The following is a 24104-nucleotide window of genomic DNA, read 5'->3' on the forward strand; positions in this document are numbered from 1 at the left end:
ATCCTGCACCAATCGTCTTGGTAAAGCCTGCCTGTTGGAATATCGGCAGAGGACGGCTGATACGGTTGCCGGACGCCATGCGGTCGTGTCGTCCACGGCCAGGAGAGGACATCCGGCACCTTCTATGAGCAGCACCATCACCTTCGATGCCGTCACCAAGCTGTACCCGGCAGGGAGGGGCGCCGGATCCGGGGCGCCCGCCGTCGACTCCTTCTCAGCCTGTATCGAGGCCGGTACCACCACCGTGCTGCTGGGCTCCTCCGGCTGCGGCAAGACCACCCTGCTGCGCATGGTCAACCGCATGGTGGAGCCCACCAGTGGTGCGGTACTCATCGACGACGAGGATGTCGCCACCCGTGACGCCGTGGCCCTGCGTCGCTCCATCGGCTACGTCATGCAGAACGCCGGTCTGCTGCCGCACCGTCGCGTCATCGACAACATCACCCTCGTGCCCCGCTTGCAGGGCGTGGGGCGCGGCGAGTCCCGGCAGCGGGCCCTCGAGCTCATGGAACTGCTCGACCTCGATCACGACCTGGCCGGGCGCTACCCCCACCAGCTCTCCGGCGGTCAGGCCCAGCGGGTCGGCGTGGCCCGGGCGCTGGCCGCGGACCCCGAGGTGCTGCTCATGGATGAGCCCTTCGGCGCCGTCGACCCCCTGGTGCGTCGCGAGCTCCAACGGGAGATGGTCCGGATCCAGGCCGAGCTGGGCAAGACGATCATCTTCGTGACCCACGACGTCGACGAGGCCCTGGCCCTGGGGGACGAGATCATCCTTCTGCGCGAGGGCGCCCAGGTCGCCCAGCGCGGCAGTGGCCCGGAGCTGCTCGCCGAACCCGCCGACGACTTCGTGGCCCGTTTCCTCGGGCTCGACGACGCCGCGCGCCAGCTGCGACTGGAGGACGTCGCCGACGCCCGGATCGTCCTGGACCGGGCCGGCCGCGCCGTCGGGCGCCTGGCAGCCGGCCCGGACCCGGAGGCGGACAAGGCCCCGGGCGTCAGGACCGTGAGGATTCAGACGCCTCAGGCTGGGGAGACGCCGGCATGAGCTGGGTCCTGGCCAACCTGTCCACCATCGCCGGGCACCTGCTGGCCCATCTGCTCCAGGCGGTTCCGGCGATCATCGCCGCCTTCGTCCTGGCGATCCCCATCGCCAGGCTGGCCCGTGCATCCCGCCCGCTGCGCGCCGTACTGGTGACCGGCTCCTCCCTGCTCTACGCCGTGCCGTCCCTGGCGCTGTTCGTCATCCTGCCGATCATCCTGGCCACCGGTATCCGGGACCCGCTCAACGTCATCGTGGCCCTGACCCTCTACGGCCTGGCGCTCCTGGTGCCGGCCACCGCTGACGCCCTCGACGCCGTCGACGCCCGCGTCCTGGACGCCGCCACCGCCATGGGCATGGGACGCATCCGGTGCTTCCTCACCGTCGAGCTGCCCCTGGCGGGCCCAGCGATCCTCACCGGACTGCGCGTGGTGACGGTCTCAACGATCTCACTGACCACCGTCGGAGCCGTGCTGGGCGTGCGCAGCCTGGGCTGGCTGTTCACCGATGGATTCCAGCGCGGCATCACCGCGGAGATCGTCACCGGCCTGGTGGCCACCGCGGCCCTGGCCCTCGTGCTGGACGGGCTCGTCCTGGCCCTGGGCCGCCTGTGCCTTCCCTGGACCTGGAAACGCGCCGGCGCTGCCGGGCAGGTGCCCGGGGCCGCCGAGGCTCCCGCAGCCGGCGGTCACGAGGGTAACGGCCGCAAGGACCAGGAGGACGACGCATGAGATTCGTCCTGGCCGCACTGGCCTACATCGCCGACCCCGCCCACTGGGGCGGTGCCATGGGGATCGGCCCACTGCTGGCCCAGCACGTCCTGTACTCCCTGGCCGGGGTCCTCATCGCGGCCCTCATCGGAGTGCCTGCCGGTTGGTGGGTGGGCCACACCGGGCGTGGGCGCACCTGGGTGCAGCCACTCAGCGGCGCGGCCCGCTCCCTGCCCACCCTCGGACTCATCACCCTGTTCGGACTGGCGCTCGGGGTCGGCCTGAGCGCCCCCATGATCGCCTTCGTCATCCTGGCCCTGCCCAGTGTCCTGGCCGGATCCATGAGCGGCGTACGGGCGGCCTCGGTCATGGCAGTGGACGGGGCCCGGGCCAGTGGCATGAGCGAGCTCCAGGTCCTCCGGCGGGTGGAGATCCCCCTGGGCGCCCCACTGCTCATCGGAGGGCTGCGCTCGGCCAGCCTCCAGGTCATCTCCACCGCCACACTGGCCGCCTACACCGGCGCCGGCGGTCTGGGCCGACTCATGTTCCTGGGGCTCAAGACCCAGGACTACGTCATGATGCTCGCCTCGGCGCTCCTGGTCATCGCCCTCGCTCTGGCCTCCGAGGCCCTCTTCGCTCTCGCCCAACGGGCCGTCACGCCCCCGGGCGCCCGGCAGCACCGGAAGGAACCAGCATGACCGCACATTCCAGCCCGCGCTCCGCAAGGCCGTTGACACGACGCGGCCTGCTGGCCGGCGTCGGTGCACTGAGCGGCCTCACCGTGCTCAGCGCCTGCTCCAACACCGATCCCTTCGCCATCGACCGGGCCGGGGCGGGCTACACCGGCGGCCCCATCATCATCGGCAGCCAGCAGTACTACTCCAACGAGATCATCGCCGAGCTCTACGCCCAGATGTTGGAGAAGGCCGACCTGACCGTCACCCGCGAGTACCAGATCGGCCAGCGCGAGGTCTACCTGCCCGAGCTCGAGTCCGGCAGGATCCACGTCATCCCCGAGTACGGTGGCAACCTGCTGGAGTACTACAGCAGGACCAGCGGCACGGCGGGCCCCACTGGCGCTTCCAGCTCCAGCGGCTCAGCCACCCCCTCCCGCAGCGCCAGCGACACCGCCTCGATTCAGGACACCCTGCTGACGATCCTGCCGCGCTCCCTGACCGTCCTGACCCCGGCCGAGGCCACGGATCAGGACTCCCTGGCCGTCACCCGGGCCACCGCCCAGGCCCACTCACTGACCTCCATCGCCGACCTGACCTCCCTGGGACGGCCCATCACGATCGCCGCGAACTCGGAGTTCACCACCCGTCCCTACGGGCCTGAGGGGCTCAAGGCCGTGTACGGCATCGAGGCCTCCGTCACGCCGGTGGAGGACTCAGGCGGTCCCCTGACCGTCAAGGCACTCACCGACGGAACCGTCGACGTCGCCGACATCTACTCCTCGGACCCCGCCATCCAGACGCAGGACCTCGTCGTCCTGTCCGATCCTCGGATGCTCATCCTCCCGCAGAACGTCACCCCGTTGGTGTCGGCCACGTTGCCGGCCATCGCGGTGACCGCCATCAACCGGGTCTCGGCGCTGCTGACCCCCGACGAGCTTCGTTCCCTCAATCAGCGCTCCACCGGCGAGGGACTGAGCTCCAAGGTCATCGCCACCGACTGGCTCACGGCCAAGAAGCTGCTCTAAGGGGACTCCGCCTACAGGTGCCGCCAGGTCTCCACCCGCCAGCGAGCGTCCCCGGAGGCCGGCCGCCACCGACCCCGCGAATCGGACCGGGCCGGGTCGATGACCCACTCCTGGCTGCTGATCCCCGGTGCGTGCACCAGCGCCGAGTCGGGCAGACCGCGCTCGCGGGCTCGCGACGTCGCATCAAGATCCAGGACGCTGACGACGAGCACGTCGGGCAGGCCCTGGGCCAGCGCCTGCTCGTAGACGCTTCCGCCGCCGATGACCCACAGGCGGGGCAGACCCGCCGCGGTGCCCTGCCGGGAGTCGGGCCCCAGGTCCGCGGCCAGGCCCCGTGCCGCCACCGAGAGCCCCTCACGCAGCGAGCCGGCACGGATCGCGCCCTCGGCCTGCCAGAAGCGGTCGCGAGTGAGAACCACGTTGCGCCGGCCGGGCAGGGCACCGCCCAGGGACTCCCAGGTGGTGCGCCCCATGACCAGGCCGCAGCCCATGGTCGTGGCCTTGAAGTGGGCGAAGTCGGCCGGCACGCGCCACAGCATGTCGCCGTCGGCTCCCAGGAGTCCGGTGACGTCCTGGGCCCAGATCATCCCCAGACCGCTCATACCGCGACCGGGGCCTTGATCGTGGGGTGGTGCTCGTAGCCCTGGGAGGCGTCGATGTCATCCATGCCGTAGGCGTCGATGGACTCGGCCCGCTCCAGGCGCAGCGTCGGGAAGGGGTGGGCGCTCGGCACCCGGGAGAGCTGGGTGCGGACCTGGTCGACGTGGTTGTCGTAGATGTGGCAGTCCCCGCCGGTCCAGATGAGCTCACCGGGCTCCAGGTGAGCCTGCTGGGCGAGCATGTGCGTCAGCAGCGCGTAGGAGGCGATGTTGAAGGGCACCCCCAGGAACAGGTCCGCGCTGCGCTGGTAGATCTGCAGGCTCAGGCGGCCACCGGCCACGTAGCACTGGAAGAAGGCGTGGCAGGGCGCCAGCGCCATCGTGCCCAGGTCGGAGACGTTCCAGGCGGACACCAGCATGCGTCGCGAGTCCGGCTCGGTGCGCAGAGTGTCGATGAGCCCGGCGATCTGGTCGATGGCGTCCCCGTCGCGCGTGGGCCAGGAACGCCACTGGGAGCCGTAGACCGGCCCCAGGTCGCCGGCCTCGTCGGCCCACTCGTCCCAGATCGTGATGCCCCGCTCCTGGAGCCAGCGCACGTTCGTGCCGCCCCGCAGGAACCACAGCAGTTCGCCCTTGACCGCCTTCATGGCCACGAACTTCGTGGTGATACGGGGGAAGCCCCGGGCCAGGTCGTAGCGCAGCTGGCGGGCGAAGAGCGAGCGCGTGCCGGTGCCGGTGCGGTCGGACTTCGGGGTGCCGCTGGTCAGGACCTCAGCCAGCAGGTTCTCGTAGGCGACGTCGACTCCCGGTGGGGGGACGAGGCCCATCCGGGTCAGCGCCGGGTACCGGACGGCCTCATCGGCGGGCACCGGCGTCTGCTCGGCGGCACCGACGCCGCTCATACGTCGATCACCTCGACGTGAGGGTCGTTCAGGTGGCCGGCGTGACCGCTCAGGACGAGCTGGGGCCCGAGCGCCGCCTGCGCCCCCTCGATCACCTGGTTGGCCAGGGCCCGGCCACCGGACCAGCCGATGGCGGCCCCGATCCCGAAGGGGATGAGGCGCCCCAGCGCCAGCGCCCCGCCCTTGGCGGCCGAACGCCTGGCCACCCGCTTGATGAGGCGCGCGTTGATCGACTTCACCGTCGGCAGCGGCATCTGCATCAGCACCTGCGCGGCCCAGAACATCGAGGACAGGCCCAGCTGCCCCTGAACCGCCTCGGAACCCTCCTTGCCCAGGAGGGCGGAGAGGACCAGGGCCCGGCGGCGCTCGGCATCAACCACGTGGACTCCCTGAATCTCCGCGACGGTGAGGACGTAGGCGACGGCCGAGGCGATGAAGGCGGCGCTCTGCCCCACGGTCAGGGCGGCCGCCGCACCGGTGCTGATCGCAGGCAGCGCGGCGGAGGCCCCGACCGCGCCCGAGGAGAGTCCCGCATCCCGCCGGAATCGGGAGGCGGCCATCTCGACGAGCTCGGCGGCATCAGCCCCGGGACGGTCCCGGCGCATCCGTGCCACCCGCTCCTCGATACGGGCCGCGGGGATGGCGATGGCCTTGTCCAGGGCGCGTTCCAATGCGGTCGGGCGCCCAGAGCGGGAGGTGTTCACGGTTGTCTCCTCACATGAGTGTCACAGGGGACGGCGGGGAAGGCGTGCGGTCCGGTGACCGGAACCGGGGCGCTCAGTCCTCATTCAGTCCTCGTCGGGGTCGACGATCGTCGTCGTGTAGGGGGCGCCGTGCTCGATGGTGTGACCCACGGTGCAGTGACGGTCGACGGCGGCGGCGACCCGCTGGCTCAGCAGCTCTCGCTGGTCGGCGTCGAGCGAGGACAGGTCGGTGACGATCTCGACCTGAAAGGACTCGTAGCGCTCCTCGGCATCGTTCTTGACCGACGAGCAGCCCACCGTGGCCTCGAAGTCCTCACCCAGGGCCTTGGCCAGACGGTGGTCCGCCGAGAGGGTGTTGCAGGTCGCCAGCGCGATCTTCATCAGCTCGCCGGGGGAGAACTCGCCCGGTCCCATGCCGATGCGCACCTCGGCGCCGGCGGAGTTGCGACCAATGTACTGGCGGGTGCCCGTGCGCTCGGCCCACACGGCGCTGGGGGCGGGGGTGCTTGATGTGCTCATGGCCTGATCGTGCCATGAATCGGGACGGGAGCCGGCGTCGGCCCCGCTCACGGGCCCGCGCTGCGCGCCTGGCGGACAGGGCGCAGCGCGGGAATAGGAGCGCGTCATGGTCGGCGTCTCAGTGCTCGTCCCCGTGCTCGGCGAGCCAGGCGGCGGCGCGGCGCTCCTCGTCGGCCACGACCCGCCCCACCATGCTCATCGCCTTCTCCTCAATGGTCTTGCCCACCAGGGGCACCGTGACCTTGAGGTCGATGTCGACGGTGACCGTGGTGGCCTGGGGCGGGACGGAGGCGTCGGTGCCCTCAACGCTGACTGCGCTGTCTGCGTCGTCAGCGTTGCTCGAGGCCGGAGCCATCGTCGAGGTGGCGCTGACCCTGACCGGGGCGCCCTTGATCGTCACGTCGTAGCCGCCGGAGCGTGAGCCGTCCTCCTTCGGCTCGCCCCAGGACTCGGCTATGGAGAAGGACACCGCGGAGCGCACGAACCGTGAGGCGACCGAGGGCAGCTGAGAGGGCTGGACGCTCCCGGAGATGGTGGAGACGAATCCCTGACCGCGCTGAGCGACGTCGACCGAGGCGTCGTCGAGCCCGGCTCGCGCCACCCGCTCCTCCTGGTAGGCGGTGCTGGCCAGCATCTGAGCGGTGCGCGCCGGGTCGGCGGGATAGGTGATGGTGATGGTCTTCCTCATGGCGCGATCCTGCCATGCTCTGGCCAAGCTCTAGTCATGTTCGTCCACGTTCCGTCCGCGTTTCGCTCAAGTTCCGCCCACGCGCTGCCCACGCTCTGCCGGGTCGGGGCGCATGGGGGTCCAGGGGGTCCGACGGGCCGAGGATCGATGACGGCGACGTGAACGGTGCCCGCCGATGTGTCCTGCTTGGCAATTAGCCGGCTCAACGAGCCGGGTTCGCCCACTGCCGATAACCTTGAGAGGTGCCTAATCTTCTGCCTAGCGCCCTCAGAGACGCAGTCGACCTCGCCGAGGCCGACCTCGACTGGATCCACCAGCTGGTGGCCGACTGGCAGCTGATCGCGGACCTGTCCACCTCGGACCTGGTCCTGTGGGTGCGCACCCGTGCAGGGCGCTTCATCGCGGCCGGACATACCCGCCCCTCGGGTGGAACCACCGTCCACCTCGAGGACGTCATCGGGCGGCGCATGCCGGCCTCGCGTGAGGCCATGGCCATGGAGTCGCTGTCCACCGCTCAGATCCAGGACGCCGCCGAGCCCTACTGGACCGGGACCGCCGCGGTCCAGGAGGAGTACATCCCGGTCGTCCACGCCGGCACGCCGATCGCCGTCGTCACCCGGGAGACCTCGGTGGGCGTCATCCGGGGCGGGCGCATCATCGAGCGGGAGATGGAGGAGATCGCCGAGGTCCTGTGCCACATGACCGCAACGGGCGACTTCCCCATCCAGGGCGCCGGCACCACGATCCGCCACGGCACCCCGCGCGTGGCCGACGGCGTCCTGCGCCTGGACGAGGAGGGGCGGATCGTCTACGTCAGCCCCAACGGGCGCTCCTGCTTCCACCGTCTGGGCATCGAGGGTGAGCTCGAGGGCATCCAGCTGGCCGAGGCCGTCACCTCGATCATTCCCGCCCGCACCCCCGTGGACGAGACCCTGGCCGTTGTCCTCATGGGACGGCAGGCCTGGCTCACCGAGGTCGAGGTCGGGGGAGTGTTCCTCTCATTGCGCTCCATCCCCCTGACGGTCAACGGACACCGTTCCGGAGCCGCGCTCCTGGTCCGTGACGTCACCGAGGTGCGCCGGCGTGAGCAGGTCCTGCTCAACAAGGACGCCACCATCCGCGAGGTCCACCATCGGGTCAAGAACAACCTGCAGACCGTCTCGGCGCTGCTGCGCATGCAGGCCCGCCGCGCCTCGAACGAGGAGACCAGACAGGCCCTGTCGGAGGCCGAGCGGAGGGTGACCACGATCGCCACCGTTCACGACGCCCTGAGTCACAACGTCAATGAGCGCGTGGACTTCGACGACGTCTTCTCCTCCATCCTGCGCATGGCAGCGGTCGTGGCCACGCCCACCGGTCAGGTCAGTACCGCGCTGGAGGGCTCCTTCGGCGTTGTCGACGCGGACACGGCCCAGGCGCTGGCCACCGTGCTGGCCGAGCTGGTCACCAATGCCGTCGAGCACGGGCTCGACGGACGGGACGGTCGCGTGACGGTGACGGCCTGCCGCGATGAGGACCGGCTCGAGGTCCACGTCACGGACAATGGTTCCGGCCTGGCTCCGGACACCCTGATGACTGGTCTGGGGACACGGATCGTCACCACGCTCGTGCGCGGAGAGCTGCGGGGGAGCATTGATTGGCAGCCTCTGAGCGGCGGAGGTACCGACGTCGTCATTCACGCTCGTCTTAACCAGCGGGCCGCCAGGAGTGAAACCTGACCGTCCAGATACCCGGCTATCGAAAGCATCGGTATCAACAAACAAAACGGCGTTCGCACGAATAATCGTGCGAACGCCATGGCGTGAAGAGCTCGATCGGCTTTCAGGACGAGCGCCGAGCGCGAGCTGCGCGACGCTTGAGGGAACGGCGCTCGTCCTCGCTCATGCCTCCCCAGACGCCGGCGTCCTGACCGTTCTCCAGCGCCCACTTCAGGCAGGTGTCCACCACCTCGCAGCGGCCGCACACCTCTTTGGCCTTGGCGATCTGGGCAATGGCGGGGCCGGTGTTTCCCACGGGGAAGAAGAGCTCTGGGTCGACGGTGAGACATGCGGCTTGGCTGCGCCAGTCCATAAGGGCCCCCTTCAAGGTCATCGGTCATGCGGCTATCGCCAGTCCGGCTTGACAGGGGATGGCGGCCACGTCTGAGAACAACTTTCACATGATGGGGGGCGGTGGGCAAGACCTCGATCGTGAGACCTGCGCCGATACTCTGTCGTGATCCTCACAGGGTGCTGAGATACTGAGATAACGCCACTTTCCGCCATTGAGAATGCTTGTTAAACAGCGTGTTCAATAGGAATGTCATCGTCTTCAGCTCGAGGCAGCACGATCTGAATCGGTAGGCACGTTCCGCGATAGACGAGCGCGCCGCGTCCAGGAAGCGTCATCGCCCTCGGGTCGGTGACGGCTCTCAAGGAGATTCCCGCGGCCTGATCGGCATGCCGCAGACCCGGCCACAGCACGACGAGCGCCTCGCGCTCGCGCAACATCGCGATCGCGCCCCGGAAGGTGGCGGCGACCTTCTCCGTCGAGGCTGCGGCCAGGACCGTCTCCGAGCGTGCCAGCGCGGACTCCACCCGACCGGTGGTGGCCGGGTCCGCCAGGTCCAGGTCGTCGACGACGAGACACCCTGGGCCGAGTGCCTGAGCCAGTGCTCGCAGTGCCGTGGAGCGCCCCGACCCGGGCGGCCCGATGACCAGGACGCTGGTGCGCGCCGGTAGCGCGACAGGGGCAGCCGCATCCCCTCCCACCGCCCAGGTGCCGTCCGGGACCTGGGCCCAGGTGACTCGCGTCGGCAGCTGCTCGAGCCGTAGCACGGCGCCGCGCCCACGGTGTCCACGGTCGGGCCCGACTGCTGGAGGTCCCTCGCGCAGCACGATCTGGCAGGCGGTCGTCTCCGCCCCGTCCAGGATGACGCCCCGCCCCGGGAGTCCACCGGTGACCACCCCTCGTGGAAGACCGGCCAGCGCGGCCTGGGTGCTCGTGGCTGCGCCCAGGACCAGCCTCAGACCCACGGCCGCCGCCCACCGGGAGGTGGATGCGGCCAGTGGAGCGGTCACCAGCACAGGCATGCCCGTTGCCGACGCGGTACGAATGATGGCTTCCAGCAGAGCATGGCCCTGTCCGGGGCCCAGCACCTCGTCAACGGCAGGGATGAGCTCGTCGGCGTTATCGAGGCACAGCAGGTCCCCACCCAGGCGTCCACCGGCAGCGAGTCCCCACAACCGGGCCAGACGCCGCGGGTCCTGCGCGTCGACAACGGTGCCCGTCCCGGGATGCGTGAGAATCCTTCGCAGGCCCGCGGCAGTGCCCGCCACCTCACCGGAGCCGCCTGGGGGCGGGGGAGTGACTCCGCACAGGTGCACTCCTCGTCCTGAGGCCAGCGCCGCCGTCGCGGCCGAGATGACCAGGGTGGAGCGTCCCGACCCGGGTGCCCCGAGCGCCAGCAGCGGTCGGGTGACCGGCCAGCGCCACAGTCCCAGTCTCTGCTTGCGAGGAAGGTCGGTCAGGGCCAGAAGAACCTGTTCTCCCGCCTCCCCTCGACCGGGCCCCATCTGCTCCCCGCGGTCGATCGCTCCGTCCGCCTCGTGATCTCCGGGTGCCTGCGGAGCCCGGGGCCTGCCCAGCTCGAGCGCCGTGGCCTCATCGACGACATCGGGCAGGGCGGGTGCCCACGGACGCCATGGAGAGACGTGCCCCCGGGCGGCGGCCGAGACGAGGTCGACGATCTCCCGGACGTCGTGCGCCGAACCGCACCAGGGCGCCTGAAGCACCTGGTCGCCGAGCTCGCCACCACGGTCCTGAGAGCCGGGATCGTCCCCGCCGGCGCCGCTGACCAGAACTCGTCCGGGATGACGGCTGAGCCGGGCGGCGCCGTCGTGTCCCAGGACGTCTCTGGAGTCGGCGGCGTCGAGCACGCGTAGACACACCCGCAGGGAGGTATTGGCTCGGATCGCGGGGGAGACGGCTCCCTGAGGGCGCTGAGTGGCCAGAATGAGGTGAATCCCCAGGCTGCGTCCCTGCGCGGCGATGCGCACCAGTGTCTCCAGGACCTCGGCGTGCTCGCCGACCAGGGTGGCGAACTCGTCGACCGCCACCACCAGATGGGGGACGATGACCCGCGGCGGTAGGGAGGAGACGTCCTTGGCTCCGTGCTCGGCCAGGATCCGCTCCCGCCGGTGCACCTCGTTCTCCATGGAGGACAGCGCCCGCCGGGTGCCGGCCGGGTCCAGGTCGGTGAGGACCCCGGCCGTGTGCGGCAGGCCGGCAAGAGGACTGAAGGCGGCCCCGCCCTTGTAGTCGACGAGGACCATCGTGAGGCGGTCCGGTGGGTGGCTCAGCGCCAGCTGCACCAGCCAGGAGATGAGGAGCTCGGACTTTCCCGATCCCGTCGTCCCGGCCAGCAGGGCGTGCGGGCCGTCGGCCACCAGATCGGCGCTCACCCGCCCCCGTGGGCCGACTCCCAGGACCGCGGACAGCGATGGCGCGCCGCAGGCCGGTGCGTGCACCCGCTGCTCCCACCGTGCTCGCAGCTCGTCCGCGTCGAGGTCCTCGGTGACCTCACTGAGGACAACCAGGTCGGGAACGCCATCGAGCCGTGACGACGGTTCGGCCTGTCGGGTGATCCTGGACCGGCACAGGTGGCGAATCGCGTCCCACCAGGTCGGTGAGCACGACGGCGCTCCGCCCGCATCCGGGCGCGTGCTCAGCGCCTGCGGTGGGACCCGATCACCGGAGCAGGTCAGTACCTAAGCGGTATGGGGGCGTGTCTGAGACCCCCAGGTGAGGCGGACTCCGTGCAGTCCCCTGTCACACTCGCGGTCTGCGTCACCCGCTCGTTCCGACGGCTGGTCGCTCGGTGGAGCCTCCAGCTCGGTCAAGCGGATCTCATTACGGGCCATGAGCTGGGCGCACCACCACCTCAGGGTGCTCCCGGCGTCCTCACCCGTCAGGGCCAGACTGTCTCCATCGGTCAGCGAGAGGACGCGCCGTCGTCGCCGCTCGGCGCTCCAGGCGGCCAGGGTCTCTGGGGAGGACGACGTCGAACCGTCGGCCTCGGCGCTCTGAGTGGACTGGAACACGCTGGAGCGCGCTGCCAGGGCCAGCAGCATCGTCGCGGGATCCGGCCGGCCGTGCCTCCATCCCGGATGGCATCCTCGGCGACGCCGGAGACCGCACCATCGAGGTCCGACGGCGTGCCTGGTACGGCCCTGCCGGCGTCGTTGCAGGAACGGCACCAGGCGCATGATCGTCATGGCGAGCATCGGCGCCACCATGACCATGCCCATCGCACCGCGGCTCCCCGTCGTGATCGCAATCGCCGCCGAGCCGGCCATGACCAGGACGCAGACCACAGAGCCCACCATCGACCACGCCATCGACGAGGCCGAGGGAGGAGCCGGAACCACAAGGTTGGCCGGGCGCCGGCGCAGCTCGAGCACGCTGTCTCCCAGACGCACCAGCGCTCCCTCACTCAGCCTGGTCGCCCCGCGCAGGCGCAGCCACAGACCCAGGTGCCAGTAGCGGTAGCTGCCATTGGCTGAACCGCAGTCCTGGACCAGGACGCGGCCGGCGTGGAGCCGCAGGCGCAGATGTCGGCGTGAGACCAGTGGATCGCTCAGCACCTCGCCCCGCCCCAGGACGGCACCGTCCCTGACGGCCATCACCAGGCCACGATCGGGTCCGGACAGGATCGCAAGGTGCCACGGGCCGGCCAGGGCGGCGACCGCCGCCCCCGCCGCCGCCTCCCCTGCAGAGCGCGAGCAGAGCGAGGAGGCGTCGCGCTCCGAGCGGAGCCGACAAGGGACCAGGACATCAGCGGTAGTACTCACCGCTCCAGAATCACCGCTGGAGTCTCCGACGTCGCAGACGGACAACCCCGGTTGTGGACAACTCCGCTGTTCTCGGTTGCCTGTGATCGCTGTGGCTCCCGAAGAACCGCGATTGCGCTGTGATGCCTTGGCGGCATCTCAACGATGCTCTCACGACGCCCTGACGACGCCTCGCCGATATCCCGGCGACGCCCGGGTGATGGTCCAGTGCGACTGTCCAGCGTCTCCGACCTCCGGATCCGGGACGCCTGAAACCGTGACGCGCCCGGGTGAGGAAGGATGGCCCCATGACTGACTCCGATGCCCCCCGCCGTTCCGCTTCTACGCCGGTCTCGTCCTCTGCGCCGTCCAGCCGGCAGAGCGCTGCGGATCTGAGCACCGTCCCCGCCGGCGCCCGGGAACGCTGGGGCGAGCTGGTACGTGACATCGAGGCTGCCCGTGACGCCTACTACAATGCGATCGACGCCGAGAGCCCCCTGTCCGATGCCGACTACGACGTCCTCTACCGGGAGCTGGAGGACCTGGAGTCGGCCCACCCCCTTCTGGCTCGGGCCGGATCACCCACCCGCAGCGTGGGCGGCCGTGCCGTCACCGACTTCGCCCCTGCTCCTCACCACGAGCGCATGTACTCCCTGCAGGACGTCTTCTCCCTTGACGAGGTCCAGGAGTGGGCCGAGCGCATGGGCGCTGAGACCGGGGTCGCCGACGGCGAGCTCACCATGACCGCCGAGGTCAAGATCGATGGCCTGGCCGTGGCCCTCACCTATGAGAACGGGGTCCTCACCCGGGCCGCGACCCGCGGTGACGGCACCACCGGCGAGGACGTCACCGGCAACGTGCGCACCATCGCCTCCGTCCCGCTGGTCCTGGCCGGCGACGCCCACCCCTCCCTGCTCGAGGTGCGTGGCGAGGTCTACTTCCCCACCCAGGAGTTCGAGGCCTTCAACGAGGACCGCCGCACCCGTAACGTGCAGAGGCAGGCCGACGGCGCGCCGCTCCTGCAGGTCTTCGCCAACCCCCGCAACGCTGCCGCAGGCTCCCTGCGTCAGAAGAACCCCGCCGTCACCGCCTCCCGGCCCCTGGCGATGATCGCCCACGGGGTCGGCGCGATCACCCCGGCGCCGGGGGAGGAGCTCCCCACCCGCCAGCACGAGTGGTATGAGCTCCTGGCCGGCTGGGGCCTGCCGGTATCCCCCTACAACACCGTGGTACGGGGACGGGCCGAGCGTGAGGCCTACATCGAGCGCTACGCCACTCACCGCCACGACCTCCTCCACGAGATCGACGGCATCGTCTTCAAGCTCGACGACCACTCCCTCCAGCGTCGGCTCGGCCACACCTCCCGGGTGCCTCGCTGGGCGGCGGCCTACAAGTACCCGCCCGAGGAGGTCCGCACCCGGCTGCTGGACATCGCCGTCCAGGTGGGGCGCACCGGACGCGTCACCCCCTTCGGCATGATGGAGCCGGTTCTCGTCGCCGGTTCGACGGTGTCGCGAGCCACTCTTCACAACGCCACCGAGGTGGCGCGCAAGGGCGTACGCATCGGGGACATGGTCATCGTGCGCAAGGCCGGTGACGTCATCCCCGAGATCCTGGGACCGGTCGCCGAGCTGCGCGACGGCACCGAGCGGGAATTCGTCATGCCGACGCACTGCCCCTCCTGCGGCACGGAGCTGGCACCGGCCAAGGACGGAGACGTCGACCTGCGCTGCCCCAACACCCGGTCCTGCCCCGCCCAGCTGACCGAGCGGATCGCCCACATCGGTTCCCGGGGTGCACTGGATGTCGAGGGTCTGGGTGACGAGGCCGCCGGCGCCCTCACCCGGCCCGACGCCGGACGCCGCGAGGCCCTGACCGCGCTCGCCGCGGGCCAGAGCCTGGAGACGGAACGCGGACGGCTCAGCCTGCCTGCCGATGAGCTCGACGCCCTGCACGCCTCCCAGCGGGTGGAGGCCGTTGAAAAGATGCTGAAGCAGGCGGGAGTCACCGAGCAGACGCCGGTGCTCACCGGCGAGGCCACTCTGTTCGATCTGACCGAGGACGACCTGCGCGAGGTCTTCGTGTGGCGTCCCGTCTCCCGCCGAGGGGTTCCCACAGGTGACTGGCGCCTGAGCCGCTTCTTCTGGACCAAGCAGACCTACGACGCCGACGGTCGGGTCAAGAAGGCCACGGCGCCCGGCAAGAACGCGACCGCCATGCTCGCCCAGCTCCGGGACGCTCGCACCCGGCCCCTGTGGCGCATCCTGGTGGCCCTGTCCGTGCGACACGTCGGCCCGACCGCCGCCCGGGCCCTGGCCACACGATTCAGGTCCCTGGAGGTCCTGTGCCAGGCCGACGTCACCGATCTGGCCGAGGTCGACGGCGTAGGACCCGCCATCGCCGAGTCCTGGGCGCGGTGGCGCGACGTCGAGTGGCACCGCGAGATCCTCAGCCGATGGGAGGCCGCCGGGGTGCGCACCCGCGAGGAGAGCGCGGACCACCAGGAGGAACCGGCGCTGACGCTGGAGGGGCTGACCGTCGTCGTCACCGGCTCCCTGGAGGGATTCACCCGGGACAGCGCCAAGGAGGCCATCGTCTCTCGAGGGGGTAGGGCCTCGGGCAGCGTCTCGAAGAAGACGAGCTTCGTCGTCGTCGGGGACAAGGCCGGATCCAAGGAGGTCAGGGCCCGCGAGCTGGGACTGCCGATCCTCGATGAGGACGGCTTCGTGGCGCTCCTCGAAGGAGGACCGCAGGCGGTGTCGTGAGGGCCAGCGACCGGGCGGGGCACCTCCTTCTTCAGGAGGTGCCCCGCCCTCATGCGGTTCGGCCGATCTCGGCGCTGGTTCCGATTCAGTAGTGGCTCTGGACCACGGTGCTGGTGTCGACCCAGTTGTAGATCCACTGGGCCTCGGAGACCGGCATGTTGACGCAGCCGTGGGAGCCGGAGTAGCCGAAGCTCGAGCGCCATGCCGCGCCGTGGAAGGCGTAGCCGCTGTAGAAGTAGCTCACCCACGGGACGTCCTCGGCGACGTAGGGCGAGCCGTCGGCGTTCTCACCCCGCATCGTCTGGGACTCGTACTGCAGGTACACCTTGTAGGTGCCGGTCACCGTCGGGGTCTCGGCGGCGCCGTCGACGATGGAGACCGGACCGTGCACGACGGTGGCACCCTCATAGGCGGTCACCGTCTTGCTCGACAGGTTGAGGTCAACCCACTTCTCGCCCGGGGCGGCCTGGTAGGGCAGGTTCTCCGCACCGTCGGCGATGGTGCGCTCCTTCCACTCCGCCTTGACCGTCGTCGTCTCGAAGGACCCGGTATAGGCCTTGTCGCTGCCGAGTGACTGGGTGATCGACGTGGCGACCGCATCAGCGTTGTTGACGGTCTTGCCGTCCTTGGCCTCCGTCGGGGTGGAGACGACCTGCCCGCTGGCGTTGACGTTGCGCTGACCGGTGACGGGATCGACGTTGGCCTCCTCGGCCTGCGCCTGGACCCACTGCGAGACTTTGGCGGAGTCCACGGCGATGGTGGGGGCGGAGTCGGCCGAGTTGGTCACCGTGATCCACGAGGCCTTGTCCGTGTCCTCCGCCGTGTAGGACTCGTCGTCCAGGGTGATGGTCACGTCCTGCGAGACCCAGTTGTTGGCCTTGTCGGCAACCTCCTGGGCGTCGTCGTCGGAGACCTTCGGGTCGGCGTTCGTCATCGTCAGGGAGACCGATGACGAGCCCAGGGAGGTCGCGGCCTTCTGCGCGGCCTGCGCCAGGGCGTCCGCGTCCAGTGCGGCGCCCTTGGAGGCGCTGGTGGTGGAGAAGGTGGTGCCGTCCTCACTGAGTACCACGGTGGCGTTGCGCGCCTTGGCACGGTCCTCGGGGATGAGGGAGGTGGCGTAGCTGTCCACGGTGGTCTTGTCGGTGGTGGCGGCCACCGGGACCTCGCCCTTGGAGACCAGGGCCTGGAGCTTCTCGCCGAACGTGTCACCGCGTGCCATGACGGCGTCGGCGGTGGCCTGGGCGTCCACGGTGGTTCCCAGGTCCGCCAGGGAGGCGCTGGCGGTGACGTCCCCGGAGATGTCGACCTTGGCGTTCTTCGCAAGGTCCTCGACGGTGGCCACCACCTCCTCACGGCTCTTGCCGGAGACGTCGGTGCCGGCCACTGTCGTCCCCGGTACGGCCCGGCCGTCGTAGTGGGCGGCGTAGGCATAGCCCCCCGCACCGACGACGCTCAGCAGGAGGAGCGCGGCGGCTGCCACACCCAGCGGCCAGCGGCGCCGGCGCTTAGGCTCGTCCAGGTAGGAGTCCTCGTCCGGGTGCGTGGCTGCTGCGAAGGCGGGGGCGGCCGGGGAGACCGGGGCGGGACCCGCCGGTGCGGCCGCGGCGGAGTCCTCGATGCCGTCAGCGCTGCCGGTGCTGCCGGTGATTCCAGTCTCTTCGGCGCCGGCGGTGCCCGGCTGGTCGTGCAGCTCGTTGTCGGTGCCAGGTGCAGCGACCGCGGCCGGGGCGACCACCTCGATCTCCTCGGTGCTGCCCAGGCCCTCGTTATCGCTTGAGGTGGTGCTGGCAGAGCGTGCATGCGGTGCCGTGCCGTTCGCAGCCGCCTGGAAGACAGACTGACGACGCACACCTGCGGACTCTCCGTAGGGTGTGCTGAGCACAGTGGCCTTGCTCGATGAGGCTTCTCCCTGGTGCTGAGCACCAGTGGGGGAAGTGTTGCTGCTCATGCGTCCTCGTCCCTCGACCGGCTGCCCCGCACAGTGCGGAGCGCGGTCGAATCCAGTTGTCCGTCCGACCCCCTGTGGCCCAACGTCCTGGAGGTCCGGTCCAAGGGCTGCTCACGATCCATCAGGGGAGCGCCGCTCCCGCAAGGCCGTCAACAACCCAGTGCCCACCATGACATCCGTGAAACGAGGGGATGTCAATCATCCTCGGGGATGAAGTGCTGTGAGATCGCACGAATCGGGTCTCAGTTTCGTTTCCCCTGGAATCCCGGGGTTTGGAGTCCAGCGTGTGCCTCACGGACCGGATCGTCCATGGGGACCGGTCCCCGTTGCCGATCCTGTATCGACTCCTGCGCCGGCGTCATGTGACGTCGGCCCGGTCGGCCCGGCTAGACTCCACACCATGTCTGCTATCTCCACTGATGAGGTCGCACGGGTTGCGGCGCTGGCTCGGGTGGCTCTGAGCGAGGAGGAGGTGACGCGGCTGGCCGGGGAGCTGGACGCGGTCGCCTCCTCCTTCGCCCGGGTCACCAGCGTGGTCACGCCGGACCTTCCGGCCACCTCCCACCCCGTGCCCCTGACCAACGTACTGCGCGAGGACGTTCCTGCTCCCACGCTCGACGTCGACGAGCTCCTGGCCGGTGCGCCGGCCTCCGAGGACTCCATGTTCCTCGTGCCGCAGATCCTGGGGGAGGACTCCGCCTCATGAGCAGTACCGACAAGACTGGACCGGCCGGCCTCATCAGGAGCAGCGCCGCCGAGCAGGCCGCGGCCCTGGCGGCCCGGGAGGTGTCCTCCCGCGAGCTCACCCAGGCCCACTTGGACCGCATCGCCGCCGTCGACAGCGCCGTGGGAGCCTTCCTCAGTGTCGACGCCGAGCGCGCCCTGAGCCAGGCCGACGCCGCCGACACCGCTCGCAAGGAGGGACAGGCGACCAGTGAGCTGACCGGCGTGCCGGTGGCCGTCAAGGACCTCATTGCCACCCGCGGTCAGGTCACCACCGCCGCCTCACGGATCCTCGAGGGCTGGGTGCCGCCCTACGACGCCACCCTCGTGCGCAACCTGCGCGCCGCCCGCACCCCGATCCTGGGCAAGACCAACCTCGATGAGTTCGCCATGGGCGGCTCCACCGAGCACTCGGCCTTCGGACGCACCGCCAACCCCTGGGACCTCGGACGCATCCCCGGAGGGTCCTCGGGCGGCTCCGCGGCCGCCGTCGGCGCCTACGAGGCACCCGTCGCCGTCGGCACCGACACGGGGGGCTCGATCCGTCAGCCCGCGGCGGTCACCGGTACGGTCGGTGTCAAGCCCACCTATGGGACAGTCTCGCGCTTCGGCGTCATCGCCATGGCCTCCTCCCTCGACACTCCCGGCCCCATGGCCCGTACGGTGCTGGACACCGCTCTCCTGCACGACGTCATCGCCTCCCACGACCCGCTGGACTCGACCTCGCTGCCGGATGCGCCGCGCGGCATGGCGGCGGTCGTGCGGGCCGCTCAGGAGGGGCGGGACCTGACCGGTCTGCGGGTCGGTGTCATCTCCGAGCTCGACGGCGGCGAGGGCTACCACGACGGAGTCGTCGCCTCCTTCCACGCCGCTTTGGAGCTGCTGGAGGCGGCGGGCGCACAGGTGGAGACCGTCTCCCTGCCGCACCTGGAGTACGCGCTGGACGCCTACTACCTCATCATGCCCGCCGAGGCCTCCTCCAACCTGGCCCGCTACGACGGGATGCGCTACGGCCTGCGGGTCGAGCCGGCCTCGGGCCCGGTCACCGCCGAGACCGTCATGGCGGCCACCCGCGGGGCGGGCTTCGGTGACGAGGTCAAGCGCCGCATCATCCTGGGCACGCACGTGCTGTCCGCCGGTTACTACGACGCCTACTACGGCTCGGCCCAGAAGGTGCGCACCCTCGTGCAGCGCGACTTCGCCGCCGCCTGGGACAAGGCGGACGTCCTCGTCTCGCCCACGGCCCCGGTGACGGCCTACCGCTTCGGGGAGAAGGACGACCCGCTGGCGATGTACAAGCTGGACGTGACCACGATCCCGGCCAACCTCGCCGGGGTGCCCGGCATGAGCCTGCCCTCGGGGCTGAGCGACGACGGACTGCCGGTGGGCTTCCAGATCCTGGCGCCGCAGCGGGCCGATGACCGGCTCTACCGCGCCGGAGCCGTCCTGGAGGCCGCGCTGGAGGAGACATGGGGGGCGCCGCTGCTCTCGCGCGCACCCGAGCTGGAGGAGACACGATGAGTGACACGCTGATGGACTTCGACGAGGCCGTTCGCCGCTACGACCCGGTCCTGGGCCTGGAGGTCCACGTCGAGCTGGGAACCGCCACCAAGATGTTCGACGCCGCCCCCAACGTGTTCGGCGCCCAGCCCAACACGATGGTGACCCCCACCTCGGTGGGACTGCCCGGTGCGCTGCCGGTGGTCAATGCCCGCGGGGTGGAGTACGCCATCCGCATCGGTCTGGCCCTGGGCTGCCAGATCGCCGAGTCCTGCCGCTTCGCCCGGAAGAACTACTTCTACCCGGACCTGGCCAAGGACTTCCAGACCTCCCAGTCCGACGAGCCCATCGCCTACGACGGCGCCCTGGAGATCGAGCTGGAGGACGGTTCCTTCTTCACCATCCCGATCGAGCGGGCCCACATGGAGGAGGACGCCGGGAAGAACACCCACATCGGCGGTGCCGACGGCCGCATCGAGGGGGCCAGCTACTCCCTGGTGGACTACAACCGGGCCGGCGTGCCGCTGGTGGAGATCGTGACCCGCCCCATTGAGGGAGCCGGTGCCAGGGCGCCCCAGGTGGCCGCCACGTACGTGCGCACCCTGCGTGACATCTTCCGGGCCCTGGGCGTCTCCGAGGCGCGTATGGAGCGCGGCAACGTGCGCGCCGACGTCAACGTCTCCCTGCGCGAGTCATCCGACGCGCCGCTGGGCACCCGCACCGAGACCAAGAACGTCAACACCTTCCGAGGCATCGAGCAGGTCATCCGCTACGAGATCCAGCGCCAGGCCGCCATCCTGGCCGCCGGGGGAGAGGTTCTCCAGGAGACTCGCCACGGCCAGGCCGACGGCACCACCCGTGCCGGTCGCGTCAAGTCCGACGCCGACGACTACCGCTACTTCCCCGAGCCGGATCTCGTGCCGGTGGCCCCCAGCCGTGAGTGGGTGGAGCAGATTCGCGAGGGCCTGCCGGAGATGCCGGCGGCCAAGCGCCGTCGGCTCAAGGCCGAGTGGGACCTGAGCGACACCGAGATGCGCGATGTCGTCAACGCCGGGGCCCTTGAGCTCATCGAGGCCACCGCGGCGGCGGGAACCACCGGCCAGGCCGCCCGCAAGTGGTGGATGGGCGAGCTCTCCCGCACCGCCAAGGAGCAGGAGGTCGCCCTGGAGGACATGGCCGTCACCCCGGCCCAGATCGCCGAGCTGCAGGGGCTGGTGGACTCCGGCCGTCTCACCGACAAGCTGGCCCGACAGGTCCTTGAGGGGGTCCTGGCCGGAGAGGGTGACCCCGAGGCCGTGGCCGCCGCGCGCGGTCTGGAGGTCGTCTCCGACGACTCGGCCCTGTTGGCGGCCGTGGACGAGGCCCTGGCGGCGAACCCTGACGTCGCGGACAAGATCCGTGGTGGGAAGGTCCAGGCTGCCGGCGCCATCGTCGGTGCCGTCATGAAGGCGACCCGGGGCCAGGCCGACGCCAAGCGCGTGCGTGAGCTGGTCATGGAACGCGTCCAGGGCTGATCCGGGTTGCCCTGATCAACCGTGACCACACTGCCACTCGTACCGAGGGCAGCCGAATAAGTCCGGTTCGTCCCCATGTGCAGCAAGCGGATGGGGACGAACCGGACCGTCTGTTGCCGAGACGCCTGAAGGACATGTGAAAGGCATGGGGTGCTGGTGTCTCGTAGGTGTGATACCCCTCCCAGCAAGTGCTCTCAATGCTTGTCATGGCTTGCCAGCGTCTCAGTATCCGGTCGACGTGGGACCGTCATCCGGCTAGGAGAGGGCTCGTGGGGGATAGGCTCAGAGCACTTATCACGAGACCCCGCCAGTCCCACAAGGAGTGCCCATGGTTCTGCCCAGTCCCAGCTACACCGTCGCCCTGTACCTCGAGGTGCCCGCCTCCCAGAAGGCGGTGGCCCGCCTGGTCGACACCGCCACTGCGACTGGCGCCATCGTCACCGGCGTCGACGTGGCCGACGCCGATGGCGACAAGCTCACCGTCAACCTCACCGCGGACACCCGCGACTCCAAGCACCGCAGCGAGCTCGTCGCCAAGCTCGAGGAGATCGACGGCGTCGTCGTCCGCAACGTCGGAGACTCCACCTTCCTGACCCACGTCGGCGGCAAGATCGAGGTGGCCGGCAAGTACCCGATCCACAACCGTCGCGACCTGGCGCGCGTCTACACCCCCGGGGTCGCCCGCGTCTGCAAGGCCATCTACGACCACCCCGAGCGCGCCCGGATGCTCACGATCAAGAAGAACACCGTCGCGGTCGTCACTGACGGTACCGCGGTCCTGGGCCTGGGGGACATCGGTCCCTCGGCCGCCATGCCGGTCATGGAGGGCAAGGCCGTCCTGTTCAAGCAGTTCGGCAACGTCGACGCCTGGCCCGTGGCCCTGGACACCAAGGACCCTGAGGAGATCATCTCCATCGTCAAGGCCATCGCCCCGGCCTACGGCGGCATCAACCTGGAGGACATCGCCGCGCCCAAGTGCTTCGACATCGAGGCGCGTCTGCGCGAGGAGCTCGACATCCCCGTCTTCCACGACGACCAGCACGGCACCGCCATCGTGACCCTGGCCGCTCTCATCAATGCCCTCAAGATCGTGGGCAAGAAGATCGAGGACGTGCGTATCGTCCTGTCCGGTGTCGGCGCGGCCGGCAACGCCATCGCCAAGCTGCTCATGGCTCACGGCGCCACCGACATCGTCGGCTACGGGCGTACCGGTGCCCTGTCCGCGGCGGACACCGAGGGCATGAACGAGCACCGCAAGTGGCTCGCGGAGAACACCAACCCGCGTCAGGTGACCGGATCCCTCAAGGAGGGCCTCAAGGGCGCCGACGTCTTCATCGGCGTCTCGTCGGGCAACCTGCTCGAGCCCGAGGACCTGGCGGCCATGAACGACGGCGCCATCGTCTTCGCCATGGCGAACCCGGTTCCCGAGGTCGACCCGATCCGCGCCGCCGACTACGCCGCCGTCGTGGCGACCGGACGCTCGGACTTCCCCAACCAGATCAACAACGTGTTGGCCTTCCCCGGACTCTTCCGCGGTCTGCTGGACACCGGCATCACGGACATCTCCACCGAGCTGCTGCGGGCGGCCTCAACCGGCATCGCCTCGGTGATCGCCGACGACGAGATCAGCCCCGTGTACATCATCCCCGGCGCCTTCGACACCCGTGTCGCCGATGCCGTGGCCAAGGCCGTGCGCAAGTTCGCCGAAACAGAATGAGTAAACGGCCGGAACGCTGCGTCTGACGCCTGACGTCGGAGGGGTGGGTGGTACCACCGGACCGGTGGTACCACCCACCCCTCTGTCACCGGCGGTCGATCGCTCCTCGATGCCGATCGTCACCGGGACGTCGGTGGGATCAGCGCAGCCAGGAGTCCCCGACCAGGCGAGACCACCATGTGCCCAGTCCGAGGGTGTCACCGGCCCGGGTCAGCGCGAACAGGACCGTGGACAGTGCCAGGACCCAGTGGAGGTCGACCAGCGGGTTGGTGACGGCGTTCTCGGTGCCCCCGGTTCCGATGGGCCACAGGGCGAGGTACATGGACACCATGAGTACTGAGGCGGCGATGGCGCTGACCTTGAGCCCGATGCCGAGAACAAGGGCGACGCCGACGCCGAGCATGCCGGCCATGAACAGCCAGTCGCCGACCGGGTTGGCGAAGAGCGTGAAGGCACCCCCGAAGGGGCTGTTGGCCGCAACGCCGTTGATGAATCCCTGGGCGGGCTTGCCCCCGTTGATCCAGGCCATCTGGGGAGAGGTGGAGAACCCGAGGCCGAAGGTCTTGTCCAGGAAGGCCCACAGGAAGAAGAAACCGACGACGATCCTCAAGATGGCCAGCACGATGCGCGCCGAGGGACTGGTCACGATGTCGGATCCGGAACGAAGACGCTTGGCGTCACGAGTGGAGGCAGGCACGGGGTGTGCTCCTTAGGGTCACGTGGTGAGCGGAGTCGATCACCAGAAGGTTGAACATTGAACTGAACGGTTGACGATAGTGCACGGATCCTCCGTTCAAAACTGATGGTTGGCAGGGTGATTGTCACAATGTGCTTACGTCGGCTAGAAATCGCTGCAATGGCGCCGATAACTCGATGTGTCCTGGATCATGGGGGCTCGGTTTGACGGGCGGGGGGTGGACCTGCCTAAGGTACGGTCCGCTGCCGAACGGGTTGAGCTTCCTGCGAGGCCTACCGGCGGCCGATCCGTTGCGATAAGAGAGTTGCGAGATGTGATCGAGAGCAATGTTCTCGAGGTTGACATCGAAGCGCGAGGTCTCCTAAAGTAGCGGAGTTGCTCGCCAGAGCGAGGTCGAGCCTTCGGGTTTGAGTGAGAGTTGGCTGGGTGTGTTGTTTGATAACTCGATAGTGTGTCATGTTTTTTATGCCATGGGTCCTGGGGGCTGTGCGCATGTTTGCTGGGTTGTCTGCTTTTGTTTGGTGGGTGGTTTGGTTTGGTGTGTGTGGTTTCTGGGGCTTGTTTTGT

At 69.5% G+C, this 24104-nt stretch carries 20 protein-coding genes; 10 read left to right on the plus strand and 10 right to left on the minus strand.

The annotated features are described in order from the left end of the window. The first annotated feature begins 124 nt into the window (after positions 1-124). From HCR68_RS06940 to HCR68_RS06955, 4 genes are read left to right on the plus strand one after another with little or no spacing between them, the layout of a single operon-like run. Positions 125-1045 (plus strand): ATP-binding cassette domain-containing protein, encoded by a 921-nt coding sequence (locus tag HCR68_RS06940; protein ID WP_243858973.1) that lies wholly within the window; start codon positions 125-127, stop codon positions 1043-1045. Beyond that, positions 1042-1770 (plus strand): ABC transporter permease subunit, encoded by a 729-nt coding sequence (locus HCR68_RS06945; protein WP_167148022.1) that lies wholly within the window; start codon positions 1042-1044, stop codon positions 1768-1770. The genes HCR68_RS06940 and HCR68_RS06945 overlap by 4 nt, the downstream gene beginning before the upstream one ends. Continuing rightward, on the plus strand, positions 1767-2447 hold the full coding sequence (locus HCR68_RS06950; protein ID WP_167148024.1) for an ABC transporter permease subunit: 681 nt from the start codon (positions 1767-1769) through the stop codon (positions 2445-2447). Before HCR68_RS06945 ends, HCR68_RS06950 begins: the two co-directional genes overlap by 4 nt. After that, entirely contained in the window at positions 2444-3451 is a 1008-nt protein-coding gene (locus tag HCR68_RS06955) for an ABC transporter substrate-binding protein (protein ID WP_167148026.1), read from the plus strand. Before HCR68_RS06950 ends, HCR68_RS06955 begins: the two co-directional genes overlap by 4 nt. A gap of 11 nt (positions 3452-3462) precedes the next feature. On the opposite strand, the gene HCR68_RS06960 is transcribed toward HCR68_RS06955, so the two are convergent. The 5 genes from HCR68_RS06960 to HCR68_RS06980 all read right to left on the minus strand — a co-directional run bounded on the left by HCR68_RS06960 (position 3463) and on the right by HCR68_RS06980 (position 6863). Then, complete coding sequence (locus HCR68_RS06960; protein ID WP_167148028.1) at positions 3463-4053, minus strand: dihydrofolate reductase; 591 nt, start codon at positions 4051-4053, stop codon at positions 3463-3465. Next, positions 4050-4952: a thymidylate synthase gene (locus tag HCR68_RS06965; protein WP_167148030.1), complete on the minus strand. Its 903-nt coding sequence runs from the start codon at positions 4950-4952 to the stop codon at positions 4050-4052. The genes HCR68_RS06960 and HCR68_RS06965 overlap by 4 nt, the downstream gene beginning before the upstream one ends. Beyond that, positions 4949-5656, minus strand: coding sequence for a hypothetical protein (locus tag HCR68_RS06970; protein WP_167148032.1), 708 nt, complete (start codon positions 5654-5656; stop codon positions 4949-4951). The genes HCR68_RS06965 and HCR68_RS06970 overlap by 4 nt, the downstream gene beginning before the upstream one ends. Before the next feature lie 84 nt (positions 5657-5740). Beyond that, positions 5741-6175: an OsmC family protein gene (locus tag HCR68_RS06975; RefSeq protein WP_167148033.1), complete on the minus strand. Its 435-nt coding sequence runs from the start codon at positions 6173-6175 to the stop codon at positions 5741-5743. A 118-nt stretch (positions 6176-6293) separates the two neighbouring features. After that, a complete protein-coding gene (locus HCR68_RS06980; protein WP_167148035.1) occupies positions 6294-6863 on the minus strand; it encodes a DUF2505 domain-containing protein in 570 nt (189 codons plus the stop codon). A 242-nt stretch (positions 6864-7105) separates the two neighbouring features. On the opposite strand from HCR68_RS06980, the gene HCR68_RS06985 reads away from it, so the two are divergent. After that, a complete protein-coding gene (locus HCR68_RS06985; protein WP_167148037.1) occupies positions 7106-8581 on the plus strand; it encodes a PAS domain-containing sensor histidine kinase in 1476 nt (491 codons plus the stop codon). Positions 8582-8684: 103 nt separating this feature from the next. Here the strand turns inward: HCR68_RS06985 and HCR68_RS06990 are convergent, their stop codons facing one another. From HCR68_RS06990 to HCR68_RS14205, 3 genes are all read right to left on the minus strand, one after another. Further along, the gene (locus HCR68_RS06990; RefSeq protein ID WP_003779481.1) at positions 8685-8933 is read right to left on the minus strand and encodes a WhiB family transcriptional regulator; all 249 of its coding nucleotides are present in this window, start codon (positions 8931-8933) and stop codon (positions 8685-8687) included. Positions 8934-9139: 206 nt separating this feature from the next. Next, positions 9140-11371, minus strand: a complete 2232-nt coding sequence (locus tag HCR68_RS14200; RefSeq protein ID WP_243858974.1) for an ATP-binding protein — start codon at positions 11369-11371, stop codon at positions 9140-9142. 240 nt (positions 11372-11611) lie between these two features. Beyond that, positions 11612-12694, minus strand: coding sequence for an FHA domain-containing protein (locus HCR68_RS14205; protein WP_243858975.1), 1083 nt, complete (start codon positions 12692-12694; stop codon positions 11612-11614). A 287-nt stretch (positions 12695-12981) separates the two neighbouring features. Between HCR68_RS14205 and ligA the strand changes: the two genes are divergently transcribed. Further along, entirely contained in the window at positions 12982-15438 is a 2457-nt protein-coding gene (gene ligA / locus HCR68_RS07000) for an NAD-dependent DNA ligase LigA (RefSeq protein ID WP_167148039.1), read from the plus strand. Between the two features lie 85 nt (positions 15439-15523). On the opposite strand, the gene HCR68_RS07005 is transcribed toward ligA, so the two are convergent. Beyond that, positions 15524-17386 (minus strand): L,D-transpeptidase, encoded by a 1863-nt coding sequence (locus HCR68_RS07005; RefSeq protein ID WP_167148041.1) that lies wholly within the window; start codon positions 17384-17386, stop codon positions 15524-15526. A 400-nt stretch (positions 17387-17786) separates the two neighbouring features. Here HCR68_RS07005 and gatC point away from each other — a divergent pair, with 400 nt between their 5' ends. From gatC to HCR68_RS07025, 4 genes are all read left to right on the plus strand, one after another. Next, positions 17787-18092 (plus strand): Asp-tRNA(Asn)/Glu-tRNA(Gln) amidotransferase subunit GatC, encoded by a 306-nt coding sequence (gatC, locus tag HCR68_RS07010; RefSeq protein WP_075248934.1) that lies wholly within the window; start codon positions 17787-17789, stop codon positions 18090-18092. After that, entirely contained in the window at positions 18089-19630 is a 1542-nt protein-coding gene (gatA, locus tag HCR68_RS07015) for an Asp-tRNA(Asn)/Glu-tRNA(Gln) amidotransferase subunit GatA (protein WP_167148043.1), read from the plus strand. Before gatC ends, gatA begins: the two co-directional genes overlap by 4 nt. Continuing rightward, positions 19627-21123: an Asp-tRNA(Asn)/Glu-tRNA(Gln) amidotransferase subunit GatB gene (gene gatB / locus HCR68_RS07020; RefSeq protein ID WP_167148045.1), complete on the plus strand. Its 1497-nt coding sequence runs from the start codon at positions 19627-19629 to the stop codon at positions 21121-21123. Before gatA ends, gatB begins: the two co-directional genes overlap by 4 nt. A 328-nt stretch (positions 21124-21451) precedes the next feature. Continuing rightward, entirely contained in the window at positions 21452-22840 is a 1389-nt protein-coding gene (locus HCR68_RS07025) for an NADP-dependent malic enzyme (protein ID WP_167148047.1), read from the plus strand. A 139-nt stretch (positions 22841-22979) separates the two neighbouring features. Here HCR68_RS07025 and HCR68_RS07030 read toward each other — a convergent pair whose 3' ends face one another. Further along, complete coding sequence (locus HCR68_RS07030) at positions 22980-23537, minus strand: DoxX family protein (RefSeq protein ID WP_167148049.1); 558 nt, start codon at positions 23535-23537, stop codon at positions 22980-22982. Positions 23538-24104 lie beyond the last annotated feature (567 nt).

This window comes from Actinomyces sp. ZJ308 (assembly GCF_011752065.1).
Lineage (GTDB): Bacteria > Actinomycetota > Actinomycetes > Actinomycetales > Actinomycetaceae > Actinomyces.

Bases quoted from the DNA above. Each gene is read 5' to 3' on its own strand.
- HCR68_RS06940 (WP_243858973.1), top strand. From the start codon at position 125: ATGAGCAGCACCATCACCTTCGATGCCGTCACCAAGCTGTACCCGGCA.
- HCR68_RS06945 (WP_167148022.1), top strand. From the start codon at position 1,042: ATGAGCTGGGTCCTGGCCAACCTGTCCACCATCGCCGGGCACCTGCTG.
- HCR68_RS06950 (WP_167148024.1), top strand. From the start codon at position 1,767: ATGAGATTCGTCCTGGCCGCACTGGCCTACATCGCCGACCCCGCCCAC.
- HCR68_RS06955 (WP_167148026.1), top strand. From the start codon at position 2,444: ATGACCGCACATTCCAGCCCGCGCTCCGCAAGGCCGTTGACACGACGC.
- HCR68_RS06960 (WP_167148028.1), bottom strand. From the start codon at position 4,053: ATGAGCGGTCTGGGGATGATCTGGGCCCAGGACGTCACCGGACTCCTG.
- HCR68_RS06965 (WP_167148030.1), bottom strand. From the start codon at position 4,952: ATGAGCGGCGTCGGTGCCGCCGAGCAGACGCCGGTGCCCGCCGATGAG.
- HCR68_RS06975 (WP_167148033.1), bottom strand. From the start codon at position 6,175: ATGAGCACATCAAGCACCCCCGCCCCCAGCGCCGTGTGGGCCGAGCGC.
- HCR68_RS06980 (WP_167148035.1), bottom strand. From the start codon at position 6,863: ATGAGGAAGACCATCACCATCACCTATCCCGCCGACCCGGCGCGCACC.
- HCR68_RS06990 (WP_003779481.1), bottom strand. From the start codon at position 8,933: ATGGACTGGCGCAGCCAAGCCGCATGTCTCACCGTCGACCCAGAGCTC.
- ligA (WP_167148039.1), top strand. From the start codon at position 12,982: ATGACTGACTCCGATGCCCCCCGCCGTTCCGCTTCTACGCCGGTCTCG.
- HCR68_RS07005 (WP_167148041.1), bottom strand. From the start codon at position 17,386: ATGAGCAGCAACACTTCCCCCACTGGTGCTCAGCACCAGGGAGAAGCC.
- gatC (WP_075248934.1), top strand. From the start codon at position 17,787: ATGTCTGCTATCTCCACTGATGAGGTCGCACGGGTTGCGGCGCTGGCT.
- gatA (WP_167148043.1), top strand. From the start codon at position 18,089: ATGAGCAGTACCGACAAGACTGGACCGGCCGGCCTCATCAGGAGCAGC.
- gatB (WP_167148045.1), top strand. From the start codon at position 19,627: ATGAGTGACACGCTGATGGACTTCGACGAGGCCGTTCGCCGCTACGAC.
- HCR68_RS07025 (WP_167148047.1), top strand. From the start codon at position 21,452: ATGGTTCTGCCCAGTCCCAGCTACACCGTCGCCCTGTACCTCGAGGTG.